This is a genomic window from Treponema lecithinolyticum ATCC 700332, assembly GCA_000468055.1.
GTDB classification, from domain to species: domain Bacteria; phylum Spirochaetota; class Spirochaetia; order Treponematales; family Treponemataceae; genus Treponema_C; species Treponema_C lecithinolyticum.
The window spans coordinates 66,115-88,137 of record KI260566.1 but is presented as its reverse complement, the minus strand read 5'-3'; the positions used below and the strand labels follow the sequence as shown (position 1 = coordinate 88,137).

The following is a 22,023-nucleotide window of genomic DNA, read 5'->3' as shown; positions in this document are numbered from 1 at the left end:
GCTAATATTCACTTAAACTCATCACCCATTTTTATAAACAAAGACAGGCGGTGCGCCTTTTAACACTATTTAATTATGCAAGTTATTAAAACCCAAACAACTGCTTCCAACCCGGAACAAAGAATGCTTCCACCGCTTTCAGACAATGTAATGCTTCTTCCAAACTGTAATTATGGATAACCGGTTCAAAAATAGCGGTCGTATATGCCGAAAGCAGAAGATGAAGCTCCTTTGAATCTATGTCTTTCACGGCGTATCCTTGCGCTTTCAGCATCGGCAGATATTGTAAAAGCTGCGCTTGCTGCCCCTCTGTAAGATCGTGGAGAAAATTCTCGTATTTGCTGCCCTGTGATTTTGCCAGTAATAGATGATATTCATCCATATTCGGATAGATTATCTCGCGCATCATGTCTATTTCGGAATCGCGCCACTGAATGTGTTCCTTGTGATTCACCGCGCCCACATATCGCGCAACATGTGCATCCAGCCAAGCGTTTATGCGATCCACCGCAGGAGCGACAATTTGATCAAAGAGATCTTCTTTATCTACACAATGCCGATATATTCCCGCAGCCGTCATACCGCAGCGCTTGCTGATACTTCGCATGGAAGACTTATCAAAGCCCTTCTCCATAAATTCGGCTTTTGCTGCGGCCATAATTTTTATATGATTGGCGGTTTTGTCTCTCGGCATGGATTCCTTCTTTTGCGTATAGTGTTAGCTAACATATATAAACATACAACCAAAACGTTTGGCTGTCAAGACGGTCGGAGTTTGATGTGAGTGTAGAAAACACTAGATTTTTGTGCTATTTTTGTATAAGAAGTACGGAGAAGTTCCATATATTTTATTAAACCGGAAATGACCGGAAAAGGCGTGGGACGGGAAATCGTATCATTGCTGGAAAATGACACAAAACTGCACGGAATGAAAAAGCTTGTCGTTGATATATCCGATAAAAATGAAAAAGTATTGCATTTCATAAGAAGCATGGATTTATTGAATACGGAAGATTGAAGAACTGTTGACGGAAATTCGGCAGGAACATCGGAATAGTATATATGTATAAAGACATAGGTACGGCAACATGAAAAAAAGAAAAGGTGAAAAAACAGCATGCCGGTTCGTTGAATTTTTATAGAAAAAGATTCAGGAAAGGATTATGGAATTTGCAAATGAATTTTTGCCGCTCCTTGAGCGGCTGAACGATGCGCTTTTCGACGCCAAAACCGTACTGATCGGAGCGGGCGCGGGACTTTCAACTTCCGCAGGCTTCACCTATTCGGGCGAGCGCTTTGAAAAATATTTTTCGGATTTCCGCGCAAAGTACGGCTTTACCGATATGTATACGGACAGCTTTTTTTTGTCCCCTCTTTGTATCCAAAGCACCGAGTTCCGTGCGTCGACTTTTTTTAGTCGTTCTCTTAGGGATTGTCTTTTGCTGCGAACATACCCGTAAGCGAAGCCGTTTCGATTATATGGTCTTTAATCGCGGCTTTCAGTTCCTTAACCTTGCTGTCGGCCGGAAGGTCGATCGCCGTATCGAGCGCATACAGGTAAAAAATATAGCGGTGATTACCGAACGGCGGCTGCGGCCCGTTGTAGCCGCTCGTACCCCAGCTCGTTTTGCCTTCAACCGCACCCGCGGGCACGTTGTCCGCCCCGATTGATGTTGTTTCCGGCGGAATGTTCCACAGCGTCCAGTGGTAAAATCCGCCCGGCAACGGCGCATCCGGATCGTGTACGATAATCGCCAAACTCTTTGCCTCGCTCGGCACACCGGCGATTTCCAGCGGCGGAATGCGGTTCGCGCCGAGCTTTGCAAATTCCGTTGGTATCTTTTCGCCGTCAGCAAAAGCCGAACAAGTCAGTTTCATTGCGCCCTCTTTCGCAGAGATTTTTGTTTCAAGGCTGCCGCTTCGGCAGCTGCCGCAAGAAAGAAAGAGTGTCGCTGCAAGCAACGGTATTGTTATACGTATAAGTTTCATAGCTTTATCTTACTTTATAAAAATACGGTAAGTCAACGGTTATGCGATTGCGTGTTGTAGGATGGTAACCGTGTGACTTATGCCGAATTCCTGCCTCCGTCGAAAATACGTATCGCTGGCTCCTGTTATTGTCGCCCCCTTGACTTACCTCGCACTTTAAAGGATAGTCGGAGCATCGGAGTAATTATGAGTTTACAAATACACACGGCCGTTATCCATGGCATTATATGGTCAGCCTTGTGGGCGGCAATGGTCGCGGTTTCGGTTCACCGATTCCCCTGGACAATAGCGCACGATTATCCTGCAGACGTTACAGAATGTGCCCATATACTGCAGCCGAGTGTAAATCAAAAAAGGCTCGCCATTGTCTTTTTTGTTTGCGTTTTTTTGCTGCTTGCCGGTACGGCAATCTTTTCGGTTTTCTGTACCTACGGCGCAAAAGACGTTTCTTTCGTCACAATTTTTTGCCATTTGTGGATTATGGCGATGATGTGGAACGCCGTCGATTTACTCGTCGTGGATTGGTTCATGATCTGCACGCTTTCGGCAAAACTGTTCATCTTTCCGGGAACCGAAAACTGCAAAGGTAATAAAGATTATCTGTTCCACTTTATGGGATTTTTAAAGGGTCTGATTGCAATGACGCTTACGGCGCTTATATTATCCGGTGCACTTTTTGCCGTTATGCGGTTAATGCGATAATATAATATATTGTGAAAAGAGCTGATTTACTTATGACCGAAATTAAAAGGGCAAGTGATTGTGTCAACGATATCAGGAGTCAAATGACGGAATTGTTTATTGAAGGTTTCTGGCATTTGCTACAGCTTCTTTCAAAAGATCGGAATAAATTGAAAGCTGTGTTTTATCATACATTCCTGTTGGATAAGTTTTTTGTTGCCGTTGAAAACGGTAGGGTGATCGGAATGGTAGGATATGCCGAATCGACAAAATCCTCTCTACATCTTGATAAGCATGCCTTTAAAAAATATCTAGGATTTTTAAAGGCATTTTATCTTACTATATATTAAAAAAAGAATTTAGTAAAATTATTCCGGGAATGAAAGATAGTATAGGAAAAATTGAGTTTGTCGTCGTCACGAAAGAGCAACGGGGGAAAGGCATAGCAGCAAAAATCATTCGCCATATCTTTACAGAAGTTGAATATCAAGAATTTATTCTGGAAACAACGGATACTAATATCCCTGCAATTACGGTATATAAAAAAATAGGTTTTGAGGAGTATGATCGAGTAAAACAAAAATATGCCAAACAAAGCGGAATAAATTATTTTATATATTTGAAGTACACAAAATCTACAAATAATACAGGTGTAACATAATAAAATGCAAAAAGCAACTATTGTGATTTTTGAAATAAAATAACTGAGGCTATACAATGAAACTCTTAATCTACGGTGCAGGAACAATAGGTACGGCATATGGCTGGCTGGTGTCTTGTAATAACGAAGTGGACTTTTACGGAAAATCCGACACGGAAAAAGAAATTACAATCAGCTATAAAGATTTAAGAAAACGATCGACTATTTACCAAACAATGAAATTCGAGCGCAGAATTATTACCCATATTGAAGATCACTACGACGCTATTATAGTTGCCGTAAATCGTTTTCAATTATGTAGCGTCTTACCGCATTTAAAAGAATTGAAAAATAAAACAAAGTATTTTGTGTTTATGCAGAATAACTGGAATATAAAGAACGAAATTGATCCCTATCTTTCTCAAGACGATTATCTTATTGCATTCCCTTCATCAATAGGCGGCGGAAGAGACGAAAAAGGCTTACACATTATCATATTTGATGAAGCAACCCGTTTAGGCGGTTCATCGATTTACTTGCCACATTTTTCATCATTATTACAAAATTCCAATATAAACATAACGGTTGATAAAAATATCTTTGAGTGGTTGAAAGTCCATTATTTGCAGCAAGCAATTACAGCTGGTGTGATTGCAGAATACGGTAGTTTTGAAAATGTTATTACAAATCCCAATGCAATTAAGAAAATGGTGCTTGCTTTTAGAGAAGGAATACAGGTGTGCAGATTACTGGGAGTAAGAACGTATCGAATATTTCCGGCATATTTATTTAATCTTCCGGTTTTTTTAATTGCCCGTATACTGCAAAAAATGTTTTCCGAACAAAACACATTGGATATGATAATCAACCACATGAAAAAAGGATACAGCGAATGGGTGGTTGGATACAGAGAAGTCTTGAATGCCGGCAGGTCATTGGGGCTCCCTATGAGTGTGTGGGGATCGTATGAAAAATATATTGATTTGACATGAGCTTTACTGGTTGTTTCATACTACTTGCCGTATAGTATATATGGAGGCATTTAGTTACACCTTTATAGTTCTTTTCGCCTTAAACAGCGCTTGATACTCCCTTGCGTTTTCCGCTAAACATACACACCAAAATTACACATTCACTTCCGGATCAGAAACAGTGCATTCCTCTGTTTCATCTATTGACATTTATTGCCAGAAGTATTGCTATTAGACATATCTAATAGCAATAGTATAAGAAGGGGCGATGAAGTATATGAAATATTTTTTGCTCGGCTTACTGATGTTAAAAGAAATGACGGTTTATCAATTAAAAACGATGATAGCTGAAAATTTCAGCTCTATGTGCAGCGATAGTATGGGGAGCATTCAAGCAGCTCTGAAAAACCTACTGTCAAACGGACTTATTACGTATACTGCCGTAAAAGAAAAGAATGTGGAAAAAAAATATTACCGTATAAAAGAAAACGGCAGGAAGGAATTTTTAATGTGGCTGCAAAACCCGATGGATATGTCGCAAGGAAAAAATACCGAACTCGGGAAGCTTTTGTTTATGGGTATCTTACCGAACGATAAACGCGTTGAACTCATTTCCGCTGTCATAAAAAATTTGGAAAGCGAACTTACGTATCTAAAACAAATACTGGAAGTAAACAAGGATATTGAGGCAAACAAAAAAGAATTGCTTGATTACTATGCCGATAATCCTGATTATGCCGCAGCGTTGCTGAGCGTGGGAAAAAGCGAAAATATCGCCAAAAGTTTTTCCGACATACATAAGTACGAAATGTTGACGGCACAACATGGGGCGGATTTAGTACAGTTTCATATTAAATGGTTTAAAGAATTGCAAAAGAAAATAAATGCAGGTTTATTTTAAGATGGGAGATGATCTAATGGAAAATACGCGTATAATAAAAAGAAATCTTTTGATATTTATTGTCTTTATATCAGTAATAGGCTTTGTAGGATATTTTATCGACAGGATGATGGGACATGCCGATTATATGAATGCAGGTATGGGCGATACCGGTACGGCAGGAATGGGAATATGGCTTATCAGTCCCTTATTTTTAGTGATTATTTTACGGTCATTTTGCGGTGATACATGGAAGGAACACGGTTATCATCTGAATATAAAAAAACATCGAAAAATGTATCTTGTTTCATTTTTGATATATCCGGTAGTAGCAACGTTGATAATATTGACCGGCTTACTCTTTAACGGTATAAGTCTCGGCAAGATGAATGGTGCTGTTTTATTGACTACTCTTGGCAGCCAAATAATTATTCAGTTTATTAAAAACTTTTTTGAGGAATCTTTATGGCGTGCGTATTTGACAAATCAGCTCTTAAAACTAAAATTGAAAGATTGCACGCTCTATATTGTGAGCGGTATTATTTGGTGGATGTGGCATTTGCCGTACGTTTTGTACTTTCTTAGTCAAAAGGAAATAAACGACTACATGGGATTCTCGGTAAGCAGACCCTTCTTTTTTGTTTAGGGATTTCTGGTTTGTCTGAGTTGGATTGTGATGTATGTTGAAATGTTTAGAATCACCAAAAGTGTATGGCCTGCGGTTATTATGCACACAATGGAAGATGCCTACATCAATCCTTTGTTGCTATCGGGTGCAGTAGTTATACACTCTCAAACAGCGCTCGTTTTCTCTTTATCTGCCGGAGTGCTATCCATGTTCATGTATCTTGGCATAGGATTTTGGCTCAGAAATATCCGCAGAAGGGAGGAATATTCTGAAAATTCATGACCATAACTGATGTAAAGGGAAGAAAATACATCGGTATTCCGTTAAAATATTATTTTGAAGATGTAGGACTTCGAAATGCACGGATTGGATTTAGGCAAAGTGAAGAAACACACTTGATGGAAAACATCATATATAATGAGTTGAGATCTATATAATTTCAAGTTCGGAAAATTGTAAGGCAAAGGCGGATAAAAAATGAACGGAGAAATAACAAACGCTATTATCGAAGCTGCAAAAAAGTATGCGGAAACGCTTTACACTTGTTGCAGTGCATCGAACAAAGCTAAATAATTCTTTGCGCTCTGCTCTACCTCTTGCTGTGCAGTTTCGCTATATCCCGCGTTGCTGTCTATTGTATGGAAAGTGAACGGCGGGCGGTAGTCTGCATTGCAGTATTTCGCTGTCAGTTCAAACGGACGCAGTACTTCGGCAACGCTGCACCCTTCATGTTTTTATCTCCAGTGTTTTGCACTATACACATACCATTCGCTTAACCTACAATGAAGATTATTCCTATTGCAGATTAGTAGGTGTTAGGTTAAATTTTTATGTATATTTATTCTTTTTCCACGTTATATAATCTTTTTTTGCCTTCATATTTTTTAGCTTATTCCATGCCGCTAAAGCTTCTTCTTTTGTTGCATTTTTTTCATTTGCCAGATAATCACTGATAAAATTATTAAATTTACATGATGGAATTTGTGGAAGCTTTCCTCCAGTTTTGTTTAAACGAATATATTCATAAACGACATCATTATAAGTTATTTTTTCACCATGAGAAAGTTTATCTTCAATCCATCGATTAAGCCAATATTTTGCCCCTGATTTTGGTTGTAATCCCGGCATCCGTTTATCCATTTCACTATGTATGAATTCCCATGTTTCTTTTTTGTTGCTAAAATTTTCAACATAAGTATGACTATTCAATATATCTCTATTCCGGCTTTTGCTCCGATAACAATTCTTTTTATTCACCGTTCCGGTTTCCAAAAACTGAATAATCATGTCTTCAAGCTGATCCTTTCGTGTTCTTGAATCAAAAGGAATTTCAAGCAACTTTGCTAATGCTTTGAGTTCACTCATGTACCAATATTTATTCTCAAATTCTTTTATTGTCATATAGTCTTTTGTTTATGTGCCGTGATTATTGTGTAACTGTATGCATTAACGGTTATAATAATATATAGTATTATTATATTTCAAGTAAAGCGTTGAGTGCACAAGAACTTCCCCATCCTGCCGGAGAGGAATGGTCTGTAGAATTTATGCACTGGCTTTTAGACATACATTTTGACGAGGACAGATGCAGGATTCAGAGCAAGAACATTCAACAGAACCTTAACATGCTGCATAAATTCGCACTTAACATATATTTCCCTAAGAAAGAAGCTTTTGATTTCAGAAAAGCGGCATCAATTCAGCCTTGGGATTTAGTAAAGTATATGTCCCTAGTGTTGCTTTGCGCAGAAGAAATTGAAAGCAAAAGACCACACAAAAATAATGATATTGTGTTTTCATATAGGTTCCAACCAAGAGACGGTAGATTGTTCGACCCCAATTACGATTACAAAACATTCCAGAAGAGCATTGGGAAAAAGATTCAAGACTCTGGATATAAACTGTATATTAAGGCTGATATAGCAAACTATTACGATAGATTGAATCTTCATAGGTTAGAAAACATTCTGCTATCTTATTGTAAAGAAAAAAGAATTGTAAGACTTATCAATCAATTATTGCTTTTTTGGTCGAATCGTGATTCTTACGGACTTCCTGTTGGATCAAATCCAAGTAGAATATTGGCAGAAGCAGAATTGATTGAAGTAGATAATTATTTAATATCAAAGCGTATTGATTTCGTCCGCTTCGTTGATGATTATAGAATCTTTGCAAATGATGCAAAGGAAGCCCATTATTATTTAAACCTATTTATTGCACGTTTGTCTTTAGAGGGACTATCTGTAAATACAGGGAAAACTTCAATTGAGAAAGCTAAAGAATACAAAGAAAGAAAAGAAGAAGATAATGAAGTTGAAATTATAGATACATTTAATAAAGCAAATATTGAAAATACTAAAGAGAATCCAAGTAGATTAATAGTTGGTTATTCAGGTTTGATACCAACGAAATATAGACAACCTTCACAAAGTGAGATAGAAACATATAAAAAGATTCAAATATCAGAAATCAAAGAAAAAATAGCTAATGAGCAAATTATTAAACCTGAAGTTATTCGCGATTTTGTTAAGTATATTGCGATTAATAATGCATGGCATTTACTTGAATCTTTATTAGAATTAATGGATAAGTTTCCACAATTTATTCCGTATATTACAGATATGATTATTAAAAAGCAAGAAGAATTATCACAAGAGCAAATTAGTTTGATTCGTGAAAAGTATTTAAATATAATACAAAATCAAAAATCTTTTCCTGAGTATATCTATGTTTCAAGCGTAACAATATTAACTGAAGAGTTGTTTCTCTCAAAATTTGAAGTGTTAAATTTTTACCGAGATTTACGTAGATCAACAGGGGCATTTATTGGAAGATATATTTTAGATCGGCTTGAAAAATATCTTACAAGGGGTGAGATACTTGAAATTAGAAATGATTTTAATCAAGTTGGTTTATGGGAGAAACGCTCAATAATTAAGATATCCAAAGAAAAATTAGATGAAGAAGAAAGTCGTCCGTGGTTAAAAAATATAAAAAGTACAATAAAAAATGACCCATTTGCAGAAATACTAATATAAAACAATTGTTACCATTATATTTTCTGCGCGGCGACGCAATAAAGTTTTTATGATTAATTTTAGAATGGCATCAGTGAAGATCTTAATATATATGTGTACAACTTGACTATATTGTACATAAATAGTATTATATTTGTATGAAAATACTATCCGTTGCAAAAGTACGAGCGAATTTTTCTGCGCTTTTAAAAAAAGTGGAATCGGGTAACGAAGTCGGTATCGCATTCGGACGAAAACAGGAAACCATCGCCGTAATTGTTCCGATTGAGGAGTATAAAAAAATAAAAGCACGAAAACTTGGTACACTGGAAGGGAAGGTAAAAGTCGAATTCAGCGAGAATTGGGCTATATCCGATGAAGAGCTTATTAATATATGAAAATTCTATTGGATACGCATTATTTATTATGGGCTTTTATCGATACAAGTAAAATATCTCCTTCCGTTTATACTAAACTATTGACAGATGAAAATGATGTTTTTTACAGTCAGGCCAGTTTATGGGAAATCGCAATAAAATATAATATGGGAAAGTTATCCCTAAAAGGAATGAAACCAGAAGAATTCTATGAAGAAGTGGAAAACAGTTTTTTAAAATGCAGGCCTTTAAAAAACGATGAGTTAATTAATTTTTACAAATTACCGATAGAACACAAAGATCCGTTTGATCGCATTATGATTTGGCAATCGATAAAATCCGATTACTATTTTTTATCCGTTGACAGCCAAGTTGCAAATTATAAAAAATACGGCTTGAAAACTTTATCCTGATAACGGCTGCTACTTATGATGTTATGGAGAGCCTTATACAAATGAAACTTTTAATCTACGGTACGGGCGTAATCGGCGGTTTGTATGCCGCCGCGTTCGCCAAAGCTAGCTATGACATGATGGTGTACGCAAGTATATCAACTTGCACTGAAAGTTGGTTAAAAGCTAATTCCGACATAGGTACCCCTATTTCTAATAGTATACAATATTTTATAAAAAAATCATCTTCCAATAATTAAAACCGACACTTAATTTCATATAACTTAATAGCTTTTATAGGTAAGTTTTATTTTTATTAATAATTAATTATTATAATTATCATGACCGTCGAAGGACGCTTATTTCGTTGATTTCCTTAACAAGTTAAAAAATACTTAGATAAAGGTCTATTTTCCCTCTTACACTTTCATATTATTTTGTGTGCGACAGCACGTCCGTCTAACATTGTTTTAAACCGCAACGCAAGCAAAGCCTTGCGTTGTCGGCTTTGAAAACGGTGTTAGGACATTCTATCATACATTAATATTTTTTGAAGCGATTACCTTGTAATATATTCCAAAACCATAAGAAATAGCAACTACAACAAAAAGCAAAAAGAACCCGATACCCATTACATAAATATTTCCAGTTGGAAAAAGTCCCCCATTAATCATTCCAACAATATAATAGGCAATTGAACAAATCAATTTTAATAAAAAAGCATCCTCTTGTGGTAAATATTTACCAAACAATTTCTTCCAAAAAATGTGCAAGAAGATTCCTGTAACTAAACCAAGTCCAATTCCGATTATATATTTCATTTACTTTAATCTCTAAAGCAATAGGTTTCAAGCTTGACTTGAAACCTGCATTAAAATCAAGGCTTATTTAGTTCTCTTTTGAGAAGCAGATTATAGCTTTGTAGCGAGGAAAGAACAAACAGCAACGACCAATAATTGTTTCATACTGTTCGAATTTCCAACCTTGTGAAGTCATCTGATTGATTTTAGCTTCAATTGCATTCCCACGAAGTGTACCAGTGCAAAGCCCTGCACCTACTTCTTCTACTTTGTAAGTCATAACAGACTCCTTTTAAATATATTTTTAATACCATATGGTACTAAATTGCTTTTTCTTCGTGCTCTTTCATTACTTTTGCAAGCAGTCTTTCCCTAGCACGCTCAACCCTCAAATTTTTACCACGAGTTTTATCACGAAGCTTGTAATACTCTTTTGAATATCCATTCGATTTAAGCAAGTCTTTTATAATAAGTCGAAAACATGGTTCATGCATTTCACACTCAAAATACTCATCTTTATATCTACGAGTCTTTAAACGATAACAACTGAGTTTGTAGTAGCGATATTTATGATGTGTGGAAAAAACGATTCTTAAAAATTGTCCCAATACTGGAAGCGAGCATACTATAAAGGAAATTGAAAAAAGATTTTTGGGAAATGCAAATAATCTATATATATGATAGCCAGCAAATCCAAGTATTAAAACTCCAAAAAAACATAAATAGCCGTAGAGAAAATAATTTGTAATCAACTTTAATACAAATTGACATTTTTCTTTTTTTATACGCATAACACATATTCAGCACGCCAATGGCGTTAAGCATAACATTCCTTCGATTCTTCCTTACTATACCATAAAAACCAACAATTTTCAACCTAAACTGCTTCAAAACAATAAATCACATCTTTCTACCATAATAGGAATAGGATAAATAAACAGCCGGCAGATTAGGCCTATCCTCACTAAACGGAGAAAAGAAAAATCATATCCTGTCTATATAGCATTGAATGTCTAGACCGCCGCGGTTTAGGACATGGGTTTAAAACCTCTTCACGGTCTTTGTCTTAGAATGAAAACAAAAGTCTCATGTATTCGTGCGGAGGCTTTAATATCACGACGCTCTGGATCGAGGTTGTTGATTGCCGCCCATTCCTAATGTTTCGCTTTTGTCGAACTTCAGCTTTTTTATATTTCATGCTTCTCTCCGATCAATCTTCCAGCCGATTGCTTCTTCGCGGATGCCGACAAATCTCCGGTATAGTCCGTCCTGCTGCATAAGTTCGGCATGAGTACCCCGCTGCACAATACGCCCCTCATCAAGCACAATAATTTGATCCGCTTTGCGTACCGTATTTAAGCGGTGCGCAATCATCAAGAGTGTTTTGTTTTTTGTCAGCTCCTCGATAGCTGTTTGCAACTCGTGTTCATTTTCAGGATCGACACTGGCAGTCGCTTCGTCTAAAATAACAACAGGCGCATCCTTGAGAATTGCCCGCGCGATGGAGATACGCTGCTTTTCTCCCCCCGACAGTGTTGCTCCGTTTTCTCCGATTCTCGTTTGATAGCCGTCCGGCAGTGCAGTGATAAAATCATGACAGCAGGCTTTTTTTGCTGCGGCAATCACTTCGTCCATCGTTGCATCCGGCTTACCGAAACGGATATTGTTTTCTATCGTATCTTCAAATAGGTATACGTGCTGAAACACAATGGAAAAATTTTTTAAAAGACTGTCGCACGTGTAATCCTTAACGTTGATACCGCCGAGTAAAATTTCACCATCGTCGACGTCCCAAAAGCGCGCAATTAAATTACACAGTGTTGTTTTTCCCGAACCGGACGGACCGACAATCGCGCAGCTTGTTTTTTGCGGCACCGTAAAATCGGCATTCCGTATCACTTCTTTTGTGTCATCCCTATCGTAAGAAAAAGAAATATTCCGAACAGTAATGTCATAATTATTCGGAATATGATCCGTACCGTTTTCATCCAGCAGTGGCATATCCGATATTTCTTCCAACCGGTCAAGGGATGCATCAACTACCCGTGCAACAGCGGCCGTACTTCCGGCAAGTTCTACGGTCGCATAAATCATAAAACTTGCGACGGTCAGCAACAAACACTTTTCCGGTGTTATATTTCCATGCATTAAAAGATATGGAACCGTAATCAGCATCGCAGCTCTAACTACTTTGAATATTGTTTGAAAAGCAGCTGCGAGTTCGGAGAAAATTTTTTCCAAAATGATATTTGCCGCTGCACTTTCACTGATTGCTGCATCAACCGTTTTACCGGATTGTTCGCCGAGTCCGAATGCTTTTACCACCGTCATCCCTTGAATGTATTCCAAAATACCGGTTACCAGTTGTGCTTGCGCCGCCTGCCTGCGCGGTGAATATTTTTTTCCCGCGGCTTGTGTTTTTGCATAAATCAAGAATGAGATTAAAAGACCTGCAAGCATCAGTAATCCGATTCTCCATTCATAAACCAATAGCCATACATTGATAACAAAGGCATGAATAAATCCGCCGGCTACCGCCTCCAGCACCGTTACCGCACTTATTTCAAGATCGCCGAGTGTGGTGGTAACCGCAGCGGTAATGTCTCCTAATCGATGCTCACTAAAATACCCCATCGGTGCACGCTTTAATTTTTCACCGAGGTTCATCCGCCACTCGCTGCACATGGCAAAGCTTCCCAATGTTCTATTTATGGAAGCTATATTGATAAAAACAATTTTGCCTACAACACTGAGCAGCATAATTCCGAGAGATACCCAAATCGTTTTGTACGGCATCCCATTTCCCGAAATGGCGGAAAGGATTCCGGAGAGAACCGTCAGAATTGCCATAATGGGAAGCATCTCAAAAAACGAATTACCGATATGAAAAATAAAAGAGAGTATCAATCTTCTTTTTTCCGCACCTGAAAAATGCAACAATCGTTTAAACATAGTAATCATACAGCCTCCCCAGATTTTTTGTCGCTTACGCTGATGTGCGCATTCCAAAGTGTGCGATACAGTTCACACGATTCCAACAGCGATTGATGCCTACCCTCCGCTTCAATTCTTCCGTGATTCATAACGATAATTTTATCGGCCATCGTGATAGTCGAAAGCCGATGCGCAATGACGATCAATGTTTTTCCTGCGACCAGCTCTCCGATAGAACGCTGAATGACGGCTTCGTTTTCGGGGTCGGTAAAAGCGGTCGCTTCATCCAGCACAATGATGGGGCTGTCTTTTAGTATTGCGCGCGCGATTGCAATGCGCTGCTTCTCGCCGCCGGAAAGATTATTCCCTCCGTCTCCTGCGACCGTATCATACCCCTGAGGAAGTGCGCTGATAAAATCGTGGCAGCTTGCTTTCTTTGCAGCCTGTTCTATCTCGGCATCCGTAGCGTCCGGTTTCCCAATCCGTATATTTTCCCGAATGGATAAATGGAATAAATAATTATCCTGTGAAACATAGCCAACTCGCTCCATTACTTGCGAAAGCGGAATGTTCCGTACATCGCAGCCGCCTATCATAACCGAACCTTTGCTTGCTTCCCAAAACGAGGCGATTAAGCGGGCAACGGTAGATTTTCCCGAACCGGACGGACTGACAAATGCAGTCATCCCATTCGGAACCGCTTGAAATGAAATGTCATGCAAAACTTCCGTATCGCTATATGCAAACGATACATGAGAAAAGGCAATAGTATTTTCTTTAATGGGCACACCATTCTTCGGACGGTTCATTTCTTCCGCTTCCAAGAGTTTCGCAATTTCTTTTACGGTAGAGTCTACCATTGCAAGACTGTCAGTGTAACGCAGCGCCTGGATGAGCGGTGCAATAAGACCGAGCGACAAGATGATACACGATATAAAACTTCCGGCGGATATGCTCCCGTGTATGAAAAACCAACTACCGAGCGGCAGCACACCTAATAAACTCGAAGGAGCAATCGCAATTCCTGCAGCGTAGTAAGGATTGGTCTTTTTAAACCATTCCGCATTCGAATTCTCACTTTCCGCTATCGCCTCAGTATATTTCCGATATGATACAGTGCTTTGATTAAAGGCTTTTATCACTTCAATTCCGCCGATGTATTCAACCGTTGCGGCATCCATATTTTTACTTGCTGTAAGAACTTTTGCATACCGTTTTTCGTAGTCCTTCATCATCCCCATATAACAAATAAGACCGAGCGGAAAAGTTGCAAAAGCGGTAAGCGCTAACCGCCAATCAAGATAAAAGAAATAGACTAACATTAAAAAGGGAATCAGCAGATTTGCCGTCAGTTCCGGTATGATATGAGCAAGCGGCAATTCCAGTTTTTCTACCGTATCAACCAGCATTGTTTTGAATTTACCGGAAGGGGTATCCAATATAAAGCCCATCGGAACGCGGGAGAGCTTTGCCGTCAGCTGCATACGGATATTTTTCAGCACGGTAAAGGCCGCACGGTGAGAACGTATCGTAGAAAGCGTAGACAGACAGAGTTGCCCAAGATACCCGGCAAGTGCAATAAGCGCCGTTACAAAAATTGCCTGTAGGGTATAATCCCGTGCGCATATCCGAATGATAAGGCGGGATACGGCAAGATATGGAACAATTCCAGCCGCTGCTCCCCAAACCGCAAAAATCACGGAACTTATTAGAAGACCTTTGCACGGTTTTGCAAGCCCAAATAAATACTGCAAAGCATTTTTTTCCGCAGTATGTTCACTATTTTTTGACAATTTTTCCATCCTTTTATCATTGTTTTATATCAATGATATATATCAGTGATATAAAACAACAAAGAGGCGGATTTGTCAAGAGAGCGGGGAGGAGGAGTGTTCAAATATATAAAATAAGGTACTATACAAGATGGAAGATGTTATGGAGATTGTTGGTCGGATGAAACTTTTAATTTACGGTGCGGGCGTAATCGGCGGTTTGTATGCCGCCGCGTTCGCCGAAGCAGGCTATGACACAACCGTGTATGCACGAGGGAAAAAACTTGAAACGCTGAAAACCCGCGGCTTGCTGTATGAAAAAAACGGCAAACAGTATAAAGCAAAGGTTAAAGTCATCGGCACGCTGCAAAACGACGACGCTTATGATTTTATCTTTTTGACGGTAAAAGAAAATCAAGTGCATACAGCGCTCGAAGAACTCCGGTCGAACGACAGCCCGAATATCGTTACGATGGTGAATACGCTTGAGCCCTACGCCGACTGGGAGAATCTGTGCGGCAAGGGGCGTATTATTCCCGCGTTTCCCGGAGCCGGTGGCAGCTATGAAAACGAAGTTCTTAAAGCAGACTTTACGCCGCCTTTTATACAGGCTACGACATTCGCCGAAATCGACGGAAAAAAATCGGAGCGCTTAAGAAAATTGACGGCTGTTTTTAAAAGGTCAGGCATTCCCTATAGAATCGTAAAAGATATGCATGCATGGCAGATATGCCATTTGGCGCTGGTCGTTCCGCTTGCCGATGCGTATTACAAAGCCGAAAATCCCAAAGAGGTTTGGAAAGAGCCGAATGTAATGAATGAAACCGCGCGGCAAATTAAAAATAATTTTCAAACACTATACCGTTGCGGTATAAAGCTTTCTCCGCCGAAAATGCACCTTTTGAGGCTGCTGCCGGCTCCGGTGCTTCAAGGCATTTTTACGCCGATTTTCAAAAGCCGCTTTGCTCATATCTTTATGTACCGCCACTCAATGAACGCCCGCGACGAAATGAAAGAACTGCACAATCAGTTTTATGGATACCTTACAGAAGCGGCGGCAAGTTTGCAGCCGAGCGCTCCGAACGCGACAATCATCGAAGGCAAACTGCTGAACGGACGGCAGGACAAAGCTTCGCTTGTCGAATGGACAGCCCGGTTTTAGACTTTTAATAAGAGTATTATTATGAAAAAGATTCGTATGTGGACGGTGCTTGCAGTGCTGTTGCCGGTTGTTTTCGGAAGCGGAGAATCGGGCACAGCGCAGCAGATTCAATCGGCGTATTCCAAAGCGGTCGTCTTCAAAACACTTGCAATGCGCAGACAAACGGCACAAAAAATGGCGGATGCCGCAAAGCGCGACACGCTCAAATGGCTCGCCGAAATTAAGGTGAAATAAATCATGCGGGAAAAAGGCTTCAGGACAAGTTTCCTTTGCCCGTACAGCTAAATAAAATAATAATATGGAAGTTGTTATACTTCTATTTCAGCAATATGAATATCTATCCATGTTTGATGAAGTATTTGAATGATTTGAAATTGCTCACAATATAAAATCAAGAGTGAGGCATTATGATGTCTCAAAATCCGTCAGCTGGGAATCAATAAAAGAAGACTGATGGAAGCAAAAAAAGTCTATAAATAAGGAAATTGAAAAGTTAAAAATAAATCCGTTTGCAGGCGGTGAGCTTGGAAATAAAGATAATATTGACCTTACAGGTTTTTATAAACTGTATGCTTGTAACAAGAGTATAAGAATTGTTTATCGTCTCATTAGTCCGAAGAAAGTAGAAATTGTCGAAATTTTGGGGATAGGTAAAAGAGATAAATTAAGAATTTATAGAACTGTAGGAGACAGATTGAATAAATCAAAATAAAAATCAATGACAGCATAACACGGCCATAGTTTTGCGTGCGCATTGAACAAAAGCAAGCTGCCGTGTCCATAAGAGTTTCCAATCGGGCACAGAGGAAGCGGTTTTGAGCGGAGAACCAAAGTTCTTTTTTGCGAACTTTGGTTCTTTTTTTTCATAAAACCTGTTTTTTGGCGAGTAACATGGTACAATTATAATAACGGTAAACGGTATATACGACTTTTTAAGGAGTGTTATTATGAACACAAGTAGTGCAAAAGTTAATATTTTTGACTTTTTAGGGGGGGCTTGTCGCAGGGGTAACTTTAGCGGCGGCTTTGGCGGTTGCGGGAGTTTTATTTACCGGTTGTCCCAATAACGCGGGCGGTTCCGACTCAGGCGGCGGAGCCGCCGTGCCGACCGACAAAACCTACACGGTAAAAGGGATAAACTTTACGATGAAAAAGATAGCCGCGGTAACCGGCAAGAGCGTGGGACACCCCGATATAGTGGGATACACCGGTGCAAATGATAATAAACCGCACAGTATCAGTTTGAGTGCATACTTTATAGGAGAGACGGAGGTAACGCAGGAGCTGTGGCAAGCGGTGATGGGCAATAATCCGAGCATGTTTAAGGGAAGTTCCAACCCGCCTGACGGCGACGAAGAACAGGGAAAGCGGCCGGTAGAGAATATAGAGTGGTATCACGCAATAGCATTTTGCAATAAGCTGAGTATTGCGTGCGGTCTTGAGCTTTGTTACACGGTAAGCGGGGTAAACTTTGCTACACTGCACTTTAACAATATACCGAAGTGGGATGACGGTACTTGGAATAATGCCGTATGCGACTTGAATAAAAACGGGTTCCGCTTACCTACGGAAGCGGAATGGGAATGGGCTGCCATGGGCGGAACTGAGCATAAATGGGCAGGAACGGATAGTGAAAGTGAGCTTGGAAACTATGCGTGGTATTATGCGAACAGCAATGAGAAGACACACCAAGTAAAGCTGAAATCGCCGAACGGCTATGGGTTATACGACATGACCGGGAATGTACATGAATGGTGCTGGGACTGGTACGGCAGCTTATCCGATGTGCTGCCGCCGAATTATACAGGTGCTGCGTCCGGTAATATGCGTGTTATGCGCGGCGGCAACTACCACGCCTCCAAGCTGTACGCTCTTCGTGCGTATCGGGCTTCCGTCAAGCCTCACGAGAACTACGACATTGGTGGCTTGCGCGTGGTTTGCCGCCCGTAAAAATCGAACATCCTGAGTCCGATTTTTACTACGCTGTTTGACAAAGGCAATACCCTTGTCAAACAGCACTGCTGCATAAAAATGCCGCCGTCTTTGGCGGTGCGCGGCGGTTACAGGGACGACAATGCGGACACTTGCACCGCCGTCGGGCAAAACGGCAGGGGGTATGACGGTAACGGATGAATGCGGCGCTCCAATCATTGACAGGTTGAGCGTAACGCTATATGCTCGGTACAGACAAAACGTAATCGGTTTTGTTTAAGGATAATTATGACAGTACCGCAAAAACTTGCCGAACTCAGGCAAAAAATGAAAAATCACGGCTTTTCAGCCTATGTAATTCCTACAGGCGATCCTCATTTATGCGAATATGTGCCGAACCGCTATAAAACACGCGAATATATTTCGGGCTTTACCGGTTCAGCCGGTACCGTTGCGCTGACAATGCAAACAGCCGGTTTGTGGACGGACGGCCGCTATTTTTTACAAGCTGAAAAACAGCTTGAAGGTTCGGGGATTACGCTGTATAAAATGGATGAAAACGGCGTTCCTACACTAAACGCTTTTTTAAAAAAAGCTTTAAAACCGGGTGAAAAACTGGGTATAGACGGTAAAACGCTTTCAGTGCAAAATTACGAAAGTATAAAAGAAGAACTCGACGGTATAAAAATTGTTACGGATACCGATTTAATCGGCGATATTTGGAAAGACCGCCCCGAACCGGTATTCAGCAGTGTATTTATTCACGAAAAAAAATATGCGGGAAAAACCGCCGCTGAAAAAATAGAACAAGTGCGCGCTTTACTTAAAGAAAAAGACGCCGATTCAACTCTTATCGGTGCGCTTGAAGACGTGTGTTGGCTTTTTAACATACGTGCGCGGGATGTTGCATATAATCCGGTTGCTACCGCGTATGCACTCGTAACGGCAAAAAAAGCGCTGTTGTTTATCGACGCAAAACAAGTGAGTGCGGATGTAAAAAAGCGTCTTGTTGAACAAAATATCACCGTTATGCCCTACGAAGCGGTTTTTTCCGAAGCACAAAAGCTTACGGGAAACGTTTACCTTGACCCTGAGCGCACAAACGTGTATTTATACGGAAAAGTAAAAGCACATATAATAAAAGGGTTGAATTTTACTTCAAGTTTAAAAGCCGTAAAAAATTCCGTTGAATTACGCAATATGGACGATACAATGGAAAAAGACGGCGTTGCTATGGTTAAAATTTTGCGCTGGGTTGAACAAAATGCCGGTTCTGGCATTACCGAGTGCGACGTAAGCGAAAAACTGCTTGAATTCAGAGCGCAAGGCAAAGACTTTATTGAAGAAAGTTTTGAAACCATAGCCGGGTATGGGGCAAACGGAGCGGTTATTCACTATACGCCGCACAAAAGCTCTTGTGCAAAGCTTAAAAATAAAAGCTTTTTGCTTTTGGACAGCGGTGCTCACTATATAAACGGTACAACCGATATTACCCGCACCGTTCCGCTCGGTCCTCTTACAAATGAAGAAAAAGAAAACTATACGCTGGTTTTAAAGTCGCACATAGCTTTGGCATGTGCAAAATTCAAAGCGGGCACCATAGGGCATGCCCTCGATGCAATTACCCGCCGCTGTTTGTGGGAAAGAGGAAAAGATTACAATCACGGCACCGGACACGGGGTCGGCTATGTTTTAGCCGTGCACGAAGGACCGCAGTCGATTTCCAAACGCTATATAAACGAAGCGATAAAATTGGGTATGATAACTTCGAACGAACCCGGTTTGTATATCGAAAACAAACACGGAATAAGAATAGAAAGCCTTATTGTAAGCATACCCTTTTTAAAGACCGCCCACGGCGAGTTTTATCAATTCAAAACCATTACCCTCTGTCCTATAGACACGCGCCCTATTGTGAGCGCTTTGTTAACAAAAGAGGAAAAAGAATGGCTGAATGACTATCATCAAGAAGTGTTTGCAAGGCTTTCTCCTTATTTAGACCGCGTACACAAAGCTTTTTTACGCGAAAAAACAAAAAAGATAAAGTAGGGCAAGGTGCAATTAGCCTAACTTTACAAAAAAAACATACTGTGATAACCTTACCTAACTTTATATAATAGGTAAGGATGAGTTATGAGAAAAGTATTGGTTTTAGCCGCATTTTTGGCGGTTGCGTTAACGGCATGTTCGTCAAAAAATGCTGTAAGCGGTGTGTTCCAAGGCAAAGCGGAAGGCATGCGCGGCGATATGGCTGTAGAAGTACTGCTGGAAAAAGGTAAAATAAGCGCCGTTACGGTAACACAAAATGCGGATACGCCCGTTATAAGCGATGCGGCGGTTAATGTAATTCCGCAGCGGATTGTAGAACAGCAAAATATAGATGTTGCCGCCGTAAGCGGAGCGACCGTATCGAGCTGGGCAATAAAAAATGCGGTACGCAGCGCGCTTGTAAGTGCAGGCGTAAACGAAAAAGCCTATGCAAAAGGCGTTGTGCCGGTTAAAAAGACAAAAAAAGAACAAGCGGAAAATTACGATGTGGTGATTGTCGGCGGCGGCATGGCAGGCTTAAGCGCGGCGATTAAATTGGTGCGCGATACCAAATTGTCCGTTGTTGTTTTGGAAAAAGAAGCCTATACCGGCGGTTCTGCACGTGTGTGCGGCGGCGGTATGTGGACGGTCAATTCAAAAATCAATAAAGAAGTAAAACTGGACAGTACTAAAGCCGAATTGATTGACTTTTATCAAAAAAGAAGCGGCGATGTGCCTTTAAATAAAGAACTGACAGCTCATATATACGATGAAGCCGCCTCTACCTTCGATTATTTTCTTAAAGGCGGTCTGCCCGTTTCGGCAAAACGCTGGTATTTGGCACATCCTGACAGCAAGCTGCCGGTGTTTGAATCCCGGTTCAACGGAGATAACCCATGGGAAAAAGGCGACAGCAAAATGTTCGATACGCTGCAAAACATTGCAACGGGTTTGAACGTGGAAATCCGTTTGAACAGCAAGGTTACCGCGCTTGTAAGCGACAACGATGCGGTAAGCGGAGTTACGGTTGAAGATGAAAATTCCATATACACGGTAAATGCAAAAAAAGTTATTTTAGCTACCGGCGGTTTTTCGCGCAATCCGCAGTTAATTAAACGCTATGCTCCCGAATACGTAAACGCCATTCCCTTTACCGGAGCCGGATGTACCGGAGACGGTATTACTTTAACCGAAAATTTAGGCACTCAAATTGTCGGCGGCGGTATGATGGGAATCCGCGGTTTGGATCACCGTTACGGTTATTACGGCAGAGTCGGCAATTTGGTATTTTTTGCTAAAATTATCGTTAATAAAGAAGGCAAAGAATTCGGTATGAAAAAAGCTTTTTATGCCGACAGCTTAAAATTGATTATAGACCAAACCGATTCAAAAGGATTCGGTATTTACGATGCAAGTGCGGATGCGCAAACGGCAGAACGTTTGGAAGAAGCTGTAAAAGCAGGGGCAGCTTTTAAATTCGATTCGCTTGATGAGCTTGCACAAAAATACGGTATAGATTCTCAGGAATTTAAAGTTACCGCTGAAGCTGCACAAATTACCGACGGTCCGTATTATGCAATGGTTGTACGTCCGGTTTTAATAGGTTCGATTCCCGGTTTAAAAATAGACGAAAAATGCCGCGTGCTCGGCGCACAGGATACGCCGATTGCGAATTTGTTTGCTTGCGGTGAAGTAACTTTCGGAAACGTTTTTTCCGGAGCTTATGTATCTTCCGGAAGCGGTTTGGCAATCAGTGCGTACGGCGCAGTCGTTGCTTCGTCCGCCGCTGCCGCAGAAATCGTTCAATAAGCGCGCCGCAT

22 protein-coding genes and 4 pseudogenes are annotated in these 22,023 nt (G+C 40.4%); 17 read left to right on the top strand and 9 right to left on the bottom strand.

Annotated features, from left to right (window positions below; genetic code table 11):
* Positions 1-85 precede the first annotated feature (85 nt).
* A complete protein-coding gene (locus HMPREF9193_RS06980; RefSeq protein ID WP_021687397.1) occupies positions 86-694 on the bottom strand; it encodes a TetR/AcrR family transcriptional regulator in 609 nt (202 codons plus the stop codon).
* 147 nt (positions 695-841) lie between these two features.
* Here HMPREF9193_RS06980 and HMPREF9193_RS11505 point away from each other — a divergent pair.
* Together HMPREF9193_RS11505 and HMPREF9193_RS06970 are read left to right on the top strand one after the other, a co-directional pair.
* Positions 842-1,092, top strand: a pseudogene (locus HMPREF9193_RS11505) (GNAT family N-acetyltransferase); the annotation flags it as partial.
* A gap of 71 nt (positions 1,093-1,163) precedes the next feature.
* Positions 1,164-1,361, top strand: a pseudogene (locus tag HMPREF9193_RS06970) (Sir2 silent information regulator family NAD-dependent deacetylase); the annotation flags it as partial.
* A 64-nt stretch (positions 1,362-1,425) separates the two neighbouring features.
* Here HMPREF9193_RS06970 and HMPREF9193_RS06965 read toward each other — a convergent pair.
* Positions 1,426-1,989 (bottom strand): YbhB/YbcL family Raf kinase inhibitor-like protein, encoded by a 564-nt coding sequence (locus tag HMPREF9193_RS06965; RefSeq protein WP_021687395.1) that lies wholly within the window; start codon positions 1,987-1,989, stop codon positions 1,426-1,428.
* A 186-nt stretch (positions 1,990-2,175) separates the two neighbouring features.
* Between HMPREF9193_RS06965 and HMPREF9193_RS06960 the strand changes: the two genes are divergently transcribed.
* From HMPREF9193_RS06960 to HMPREF9193_RS06940, 6 genes are all read left to right on the top strand, one after another.
* A complete protein-coding gene (locus tag HMPREF9193_RS06960; RefSeq protein WP_021687394.1) occupies positions 2,176-2,691 on the top strand; it encodes a hypothetical protein in 516 nt (171 codons plus the stop codon).
* An 11-nt stretch (positions 2,692-2,702) separates the two neighbouring features.
* Positions 2,703-3,020, top strand: a complete 318-nt coding sequence (locus HMPREF9193_RS10850) for a hypothetical protein (protein WP_156882476.1) — start codon at positions 2,703-2,705, stop codon at positions 3,018-3,020.
* A 29-nt stretch (positions 3,021-3,049) separates the two neighbouring features.
* Positions 3,050-3,331, top strand: a complete 282-nt coding sequence (locus tag HMPREF9193_RS10845) for a GNAT family N-acetyltransferase (RefSeq protein ID WP_021687392.1) — start codon at positions 3,050-3,052, stop codon at positions 3,329-3,331.
* Between the two features lie 56 nt (positions 3,332-3,387).
* Positions 3,388-4,302, top strand: a complete 915-nt coding sequence (locus tag HMPREF9193_RS06950; protein WP_021687391.1) for a ketopantoate reductase family protein — start codon at positions 3,388-3,390, stop codon at positions 4,300-4,302.
* A gap of 256 nt (positions 4,303-4,558) precedes the next feature.
* The gene (locus HMPREF9193_RS06945) at positions 4,559-5,182 is read left to right on the top strand and encodes a PadR family transcriptional regulator (protein ID WP_040847893.1); all 624 of its coding nucleotides are present in this window, start codon (positions 4,559-4,561) and stop codon (positions 5,180-5,182) included.
* 16 nt (positions 5,183-5,198) lie between these two features.
* Positions 5,199-5,807, top strand: coding sequence for a CPBP family glutamic-type intramembrane protease (locus HMPREF9193_RS06940; RefSeq protein WP_245565498.1), 609 nt, complete (start codon positions 5,199-5,201; stop codon positions 5,805-5,807).
* Between the two features lie 518 nt (positions 5,808-6,325).
* On the opposite strand, the pseudogene HMPREF9193_RS11475 reads toward HMPREF9193_RS06940, so the two are convergent.
* A pseudogene (locus HMPREF9193_RS11475) lies at positions 6,326-6,514 on the bottom strand (NAD(P)H-dependent oxidoreductase); the annotation flags it as partial.
* A gap of 103 nt (positions 6,515-6,617) precedes the next feature.
* Positions 6,618-7,190: an SAP domain-containing protein gene (locus HMPREF9193_RS06935; RefSeq protein WP_021687386.1), complete on the bottom strand. Its 573-nt coding sequence runs from the start codon at positions 7,188-7,190 to the stop codon at positions 6,618-6,620.
* Positions 7,191-7,282: 92 nt separating this feature from the next.
* Here HMPREF9193_RS06935 and HMPREF9193_RS11335 point away from each other — a divergent pair, with 92 nt between their 5' ends.
* From HMPREF9193_RS11335 to HMPREF9193_RS11385, 4 genes and pseudogenes are all read left to right on the top strand, one after another.
* On the top strand, positions 7,283-8,827 hold the full coding sequence (locus HMPREF9193_RS11335) for an RNA-directed DNA polymerase (protein ID WP_021687385.1): 1,545 nt from the start codon (positions 7,283-7,285) through the stop codon (positions 8,825-8,827).
* Between the two features lie 137 nt (positions 8,828-8,964).
* Positions 8,965-9,204 (top strand): type II toxin-antitoxin system Phd/YefM family antitoxin, encoded by a 240-nt coding sequence (locus HMPREF9193_RS06925; protein WP_021687384.1) that lies wholly within the window; start codon positions 8,965-8,967, stop codon positions 9,202-9,204.
* Entirely contained in the window at positions 9,201-9,596 is a 396-nt protein-coding gene (locus tag HMPREF9193_RS06920) for a type II toxin-antitoxin system VapC family toxin (protein ID WP_021687383.1), read from the top strand. The genes HMPREF9193_RS06925 and HMPREF9193_RS06920 overlap by 4 nt, the downstream gene beginning before the upstream one ends.
* A gap of 41 nt (positions 9,597-9,637) precedes the next feature.
* Positions 9,638-9,727: pseudogene (locus tag HMPREF9193_RS11385) on the top strand (ketopantoate reductase family protein); the annotation flags it as partial.
* Positions 9,728-10,108: 381 nt separating this feature from the next.
* Here the strand turns inward: HMPREF9193_RS11385 and HMPREF9193_RS06910 are convergent.
* The 5 genes from HMPREF9193_RS06910 to HMPREF9193_RS06890 all read right to left on the bottom strand — a co-directional run bounded on the left by HMPREF9193_RS06910 (position 10,109) and on the right by HMPREF9193_RS06890 (position 15,111).
* Positions 10,109-10,396 carry a hypothetical protein gene (locus HMPREF9193_RS06910; RefSeq protein ID WP_021687381.1) on the bottom strand — a complete coding sequence of 96 codons (288 nt, stop codon included), beginning with the start codon at positions 10,394-10,396 and terminating at the stop codon, positions 10,109-10,111.
* A gap of 67 nt (positions 10,397-10,463) precedes the next feature.
* Entirely contained in the window at positions 10,464-10,655 is a 192-nt protein-coding gene (locus HMPREF9193_RS06905) for a hypothetical protein (protein ID WP_021687380.1), read from the bottom strand.
* A 40-nt stretch (positions 10,656-10,695) separates the two neighbouring features.
* Positions 10,696-11,166: a hypothetical protein gene (locus HMPREF9193_RS06900; RefSeq protein WP_021687379.1), complete on the bottom strand. Its 471-nt coding sequence runs from the start codon at positions 11,164-11,166 to the stop codon at positions 10,696-10,698.
* 403 nt (positions 11,167-11,569) lie between these two features.
* Positions 11,570-13,336, bottom strand: coding sequence for an ABC transporter ATP-binding protein (locus tag HMPREF9193_RS06895; RefSeq protein WP_021687378.1), 1,767 nt, complete (start codon positions 13,334-13,336; stop codon positions 11,570-11,572).
* Positions 13,333-15,111 (bottom strand): ABC transporter ATP-binding protein, encoded by a 1,779-nt coding sequence (locus HMPREF9193_RS06890; protein ID WP_021687377.1) that lies wholly within the window; start codon positions 15,109-15,111, stop codon positions 13,333-13,335. The genes HMPREF9193_RS06895 and HMPREF9193_RS06890 overlap by 4 nt, the downstream gene beginning before the upstream one ends.
* A 151-nt stretch (positions 15,112-15,262) precedes the next feature.
* Here HMPREF9193_RS06890 and HMPREF9193_RS06885 point away from each other — a divergent pair, with 151 nt between their 5' ends.
* From HMPREF9193_RS06885 to HMPREF9193_RS06865, 5 genes are all read left to right on the top strand, one after another.
* Positions 15,263-16,243, top strand: a complete 981-nt coding sequence (locus HMPREF9193_RS06885; protein WP_084604377.1) for a 2-dehydropantoate 2-reductase N-terminal domain-containing protein — start codon at positions 15,263-15,265, stop codon at positions 16,241-16,243.
* Positions 16,244-16,264: 21 nt separating this feature from the next.
* Positions 16,265-16,477, top strand: a complete 213-nt coding sequence (locus HMPREF9193_RS06880) for a hypothetical protein (protein ID WP_021687375.1) — start codon at positions 16,265-16,267, stop codon at positions 16,475-16,477.
* Between the two features lie 792 nt (positions 16,478-17,269).
* Positions 17,270-18,193, top strand: coding sequence for a formylglycine-generating enzyme family protein (locus HMPREF9193_RS06875; RefSeq protein ID WP_021687373.1), 924 nt, complete (start codon positions 17,270-17,272; stop codon positions 18,191-18,193).
* Positions 18,194-18,463: 270 nt separating this feature from the next.
* Positions 18,464-20,224 (top strand): aminopeptidase P family protein, encoded by a 1,761-nt coding sequence (locus tag HMPREF9193_RS06870; RefSeq protein WP_021687372.1) that lies wholly within the window; start codon positions 18,464-18,466, stop codon positions 20,222-20,224.
* Between the two features lie 84 nt (positions 20,225-20,308).
* Entirely contained in the window at positions 20,309-22,012 is a 1,704-nt protein-coding gene (locus tag HMPREF9193_RS06865; protein WP_021687371.1) for an FAD-dependent oxidoreductase, read from the top strand.
* The last annotated feature ends 11 nt before the right edge of the window (positions 22,013-22,023 follow it).

Coding starts and splice junctions, on each gene's coding strand:
- HMPREF9193_RS06965 (WP_021687395.1), bottom strand. CDS start 1,989: ATGAAACTTATACGTATAACAATACCGTTGCTTGCAGCGACACTCTTT.
- HMPREF9193_RS06870 (WP_021687372.1), top strand. CDS start 18,464: ATGACAGTACCGCAAAAACTTGCCGAACTCAGGCAAAAAATGAAAAAT.
- HMPREF9193_RS06980 (WP_021687397.1), bottom strand. CDS start 694: ATGCCGAGAGACAAAACCGCCAATCATATAAAAATTATGGCCGCAGCA.
- HMPREF9193_RS06920 (WP_021687383.1), top strand. CDS start 9,201: ATGAAAATTCTATTGGATACGCATTATTTATTATGGGCTTTTATCGAT.
- HMPREF9193_RS06895 (WP_021687378.1), bottom strand. CDS start 13,336: ATGATTACTATGTTTAAACGATTGTTGCATTTTTCAGGTGCGGAAAAA.
- HMPREF9193_RS06865 (WP_021687371.1), top strand. CDS start 20,309: ATGAGAAAAGTATTGGTTTTAGCCGCATTTTTGGCGGTTGCGTTAACG.
- HMPREF9193_RS06960 (WP_021687394.1), top strand. CDS start 2,176: ATGAGTTTACAAATACACACGGCCGTTATCCATGGCATTATATGGTCA.
- HMPREF9193_RS06880 (WP_021687375.1), top strand. CDS start 16,265: ATGAAAAAGATTCGTATGTGGACGGTGCTTGCAGTGCTGTTGCCGGTT.
- HMPREF9193_RS06900 (WP_021687379.1), bottom strand. CDS start 11,166: ATGCGTATAAAAAAAGAAAAATGTCAATTTGTATTAAAGTTGATTACA.
- HMPREF9193_RS06935 (WP_021687386.1), bottom strand. CDS start 7,190: ATGACAATAAAAGAATTTGAGAATAAATATTGGTACATGAGTGAACTC.
- HMPREF9193_RS10845 (WP_021687392.1), top strand. CDS start 3,050: ATGAAAGATAGTATAGGAAAAATTGAGTTTGTCGTCGTCACGAAAGAG.
- HMPREF9193_RS06940 (WP_245565498.1), top strand. CDS start 5,199: ATGGAAAATACGCGTATAATAAAAAGAAATCTTTTGATATTTATTGTC.
- HMPREF9193_RS06885 (WP_084604377.1), top strand. CDS start 15,263: ATGAAACTTTTAATTTACGGTGCGGGCGTAATCGGCGGTTTGTATGCC.
- HMPREF9193_RS06925 (WP_021687384.1), top strand. CDS start 8,965: ATGAAAATACTATCCGTTGCAAAAGTACGAGCGAATTTTTCTGCGCTT.
- HMPREF9193_RS06910 (WP_021687381.1), bottom strand. CDS start 10,396: ATGAAATATATAATCGGAATTGGACTTGGTTTAGTTACAGGAATCTTC.
- HMPREF9193_RS06890 (WP_021687377.1), bottom strand. CDS start 15,111: ATGGAAAAATTGTCAAAAAATAGTGAACATACTGCGGAAAAAAATGCT.
- HMPREF9193_RS06905 (WP_021687380.1), bottom strand. CDS start 10,655: ATGACTTACAAAGTAGAAGAAGTAGGTGCAGGGCTTTGCACTGGTACA.
- HMPREF9193_RS06945 (WP_040847893.1), top strand. CDS start 4,559: ATGAAATATTTTTTGCTCGGCTTACTGATGTTAAAAGAAATGACGGTT.
- HMPREF9193_RS06950 (WP_021687391.1), top strand. CDS start 3,388: ATGAAACTCTTAATCTACGGTGCAGGAACAATAGGTACGGCATATGGC.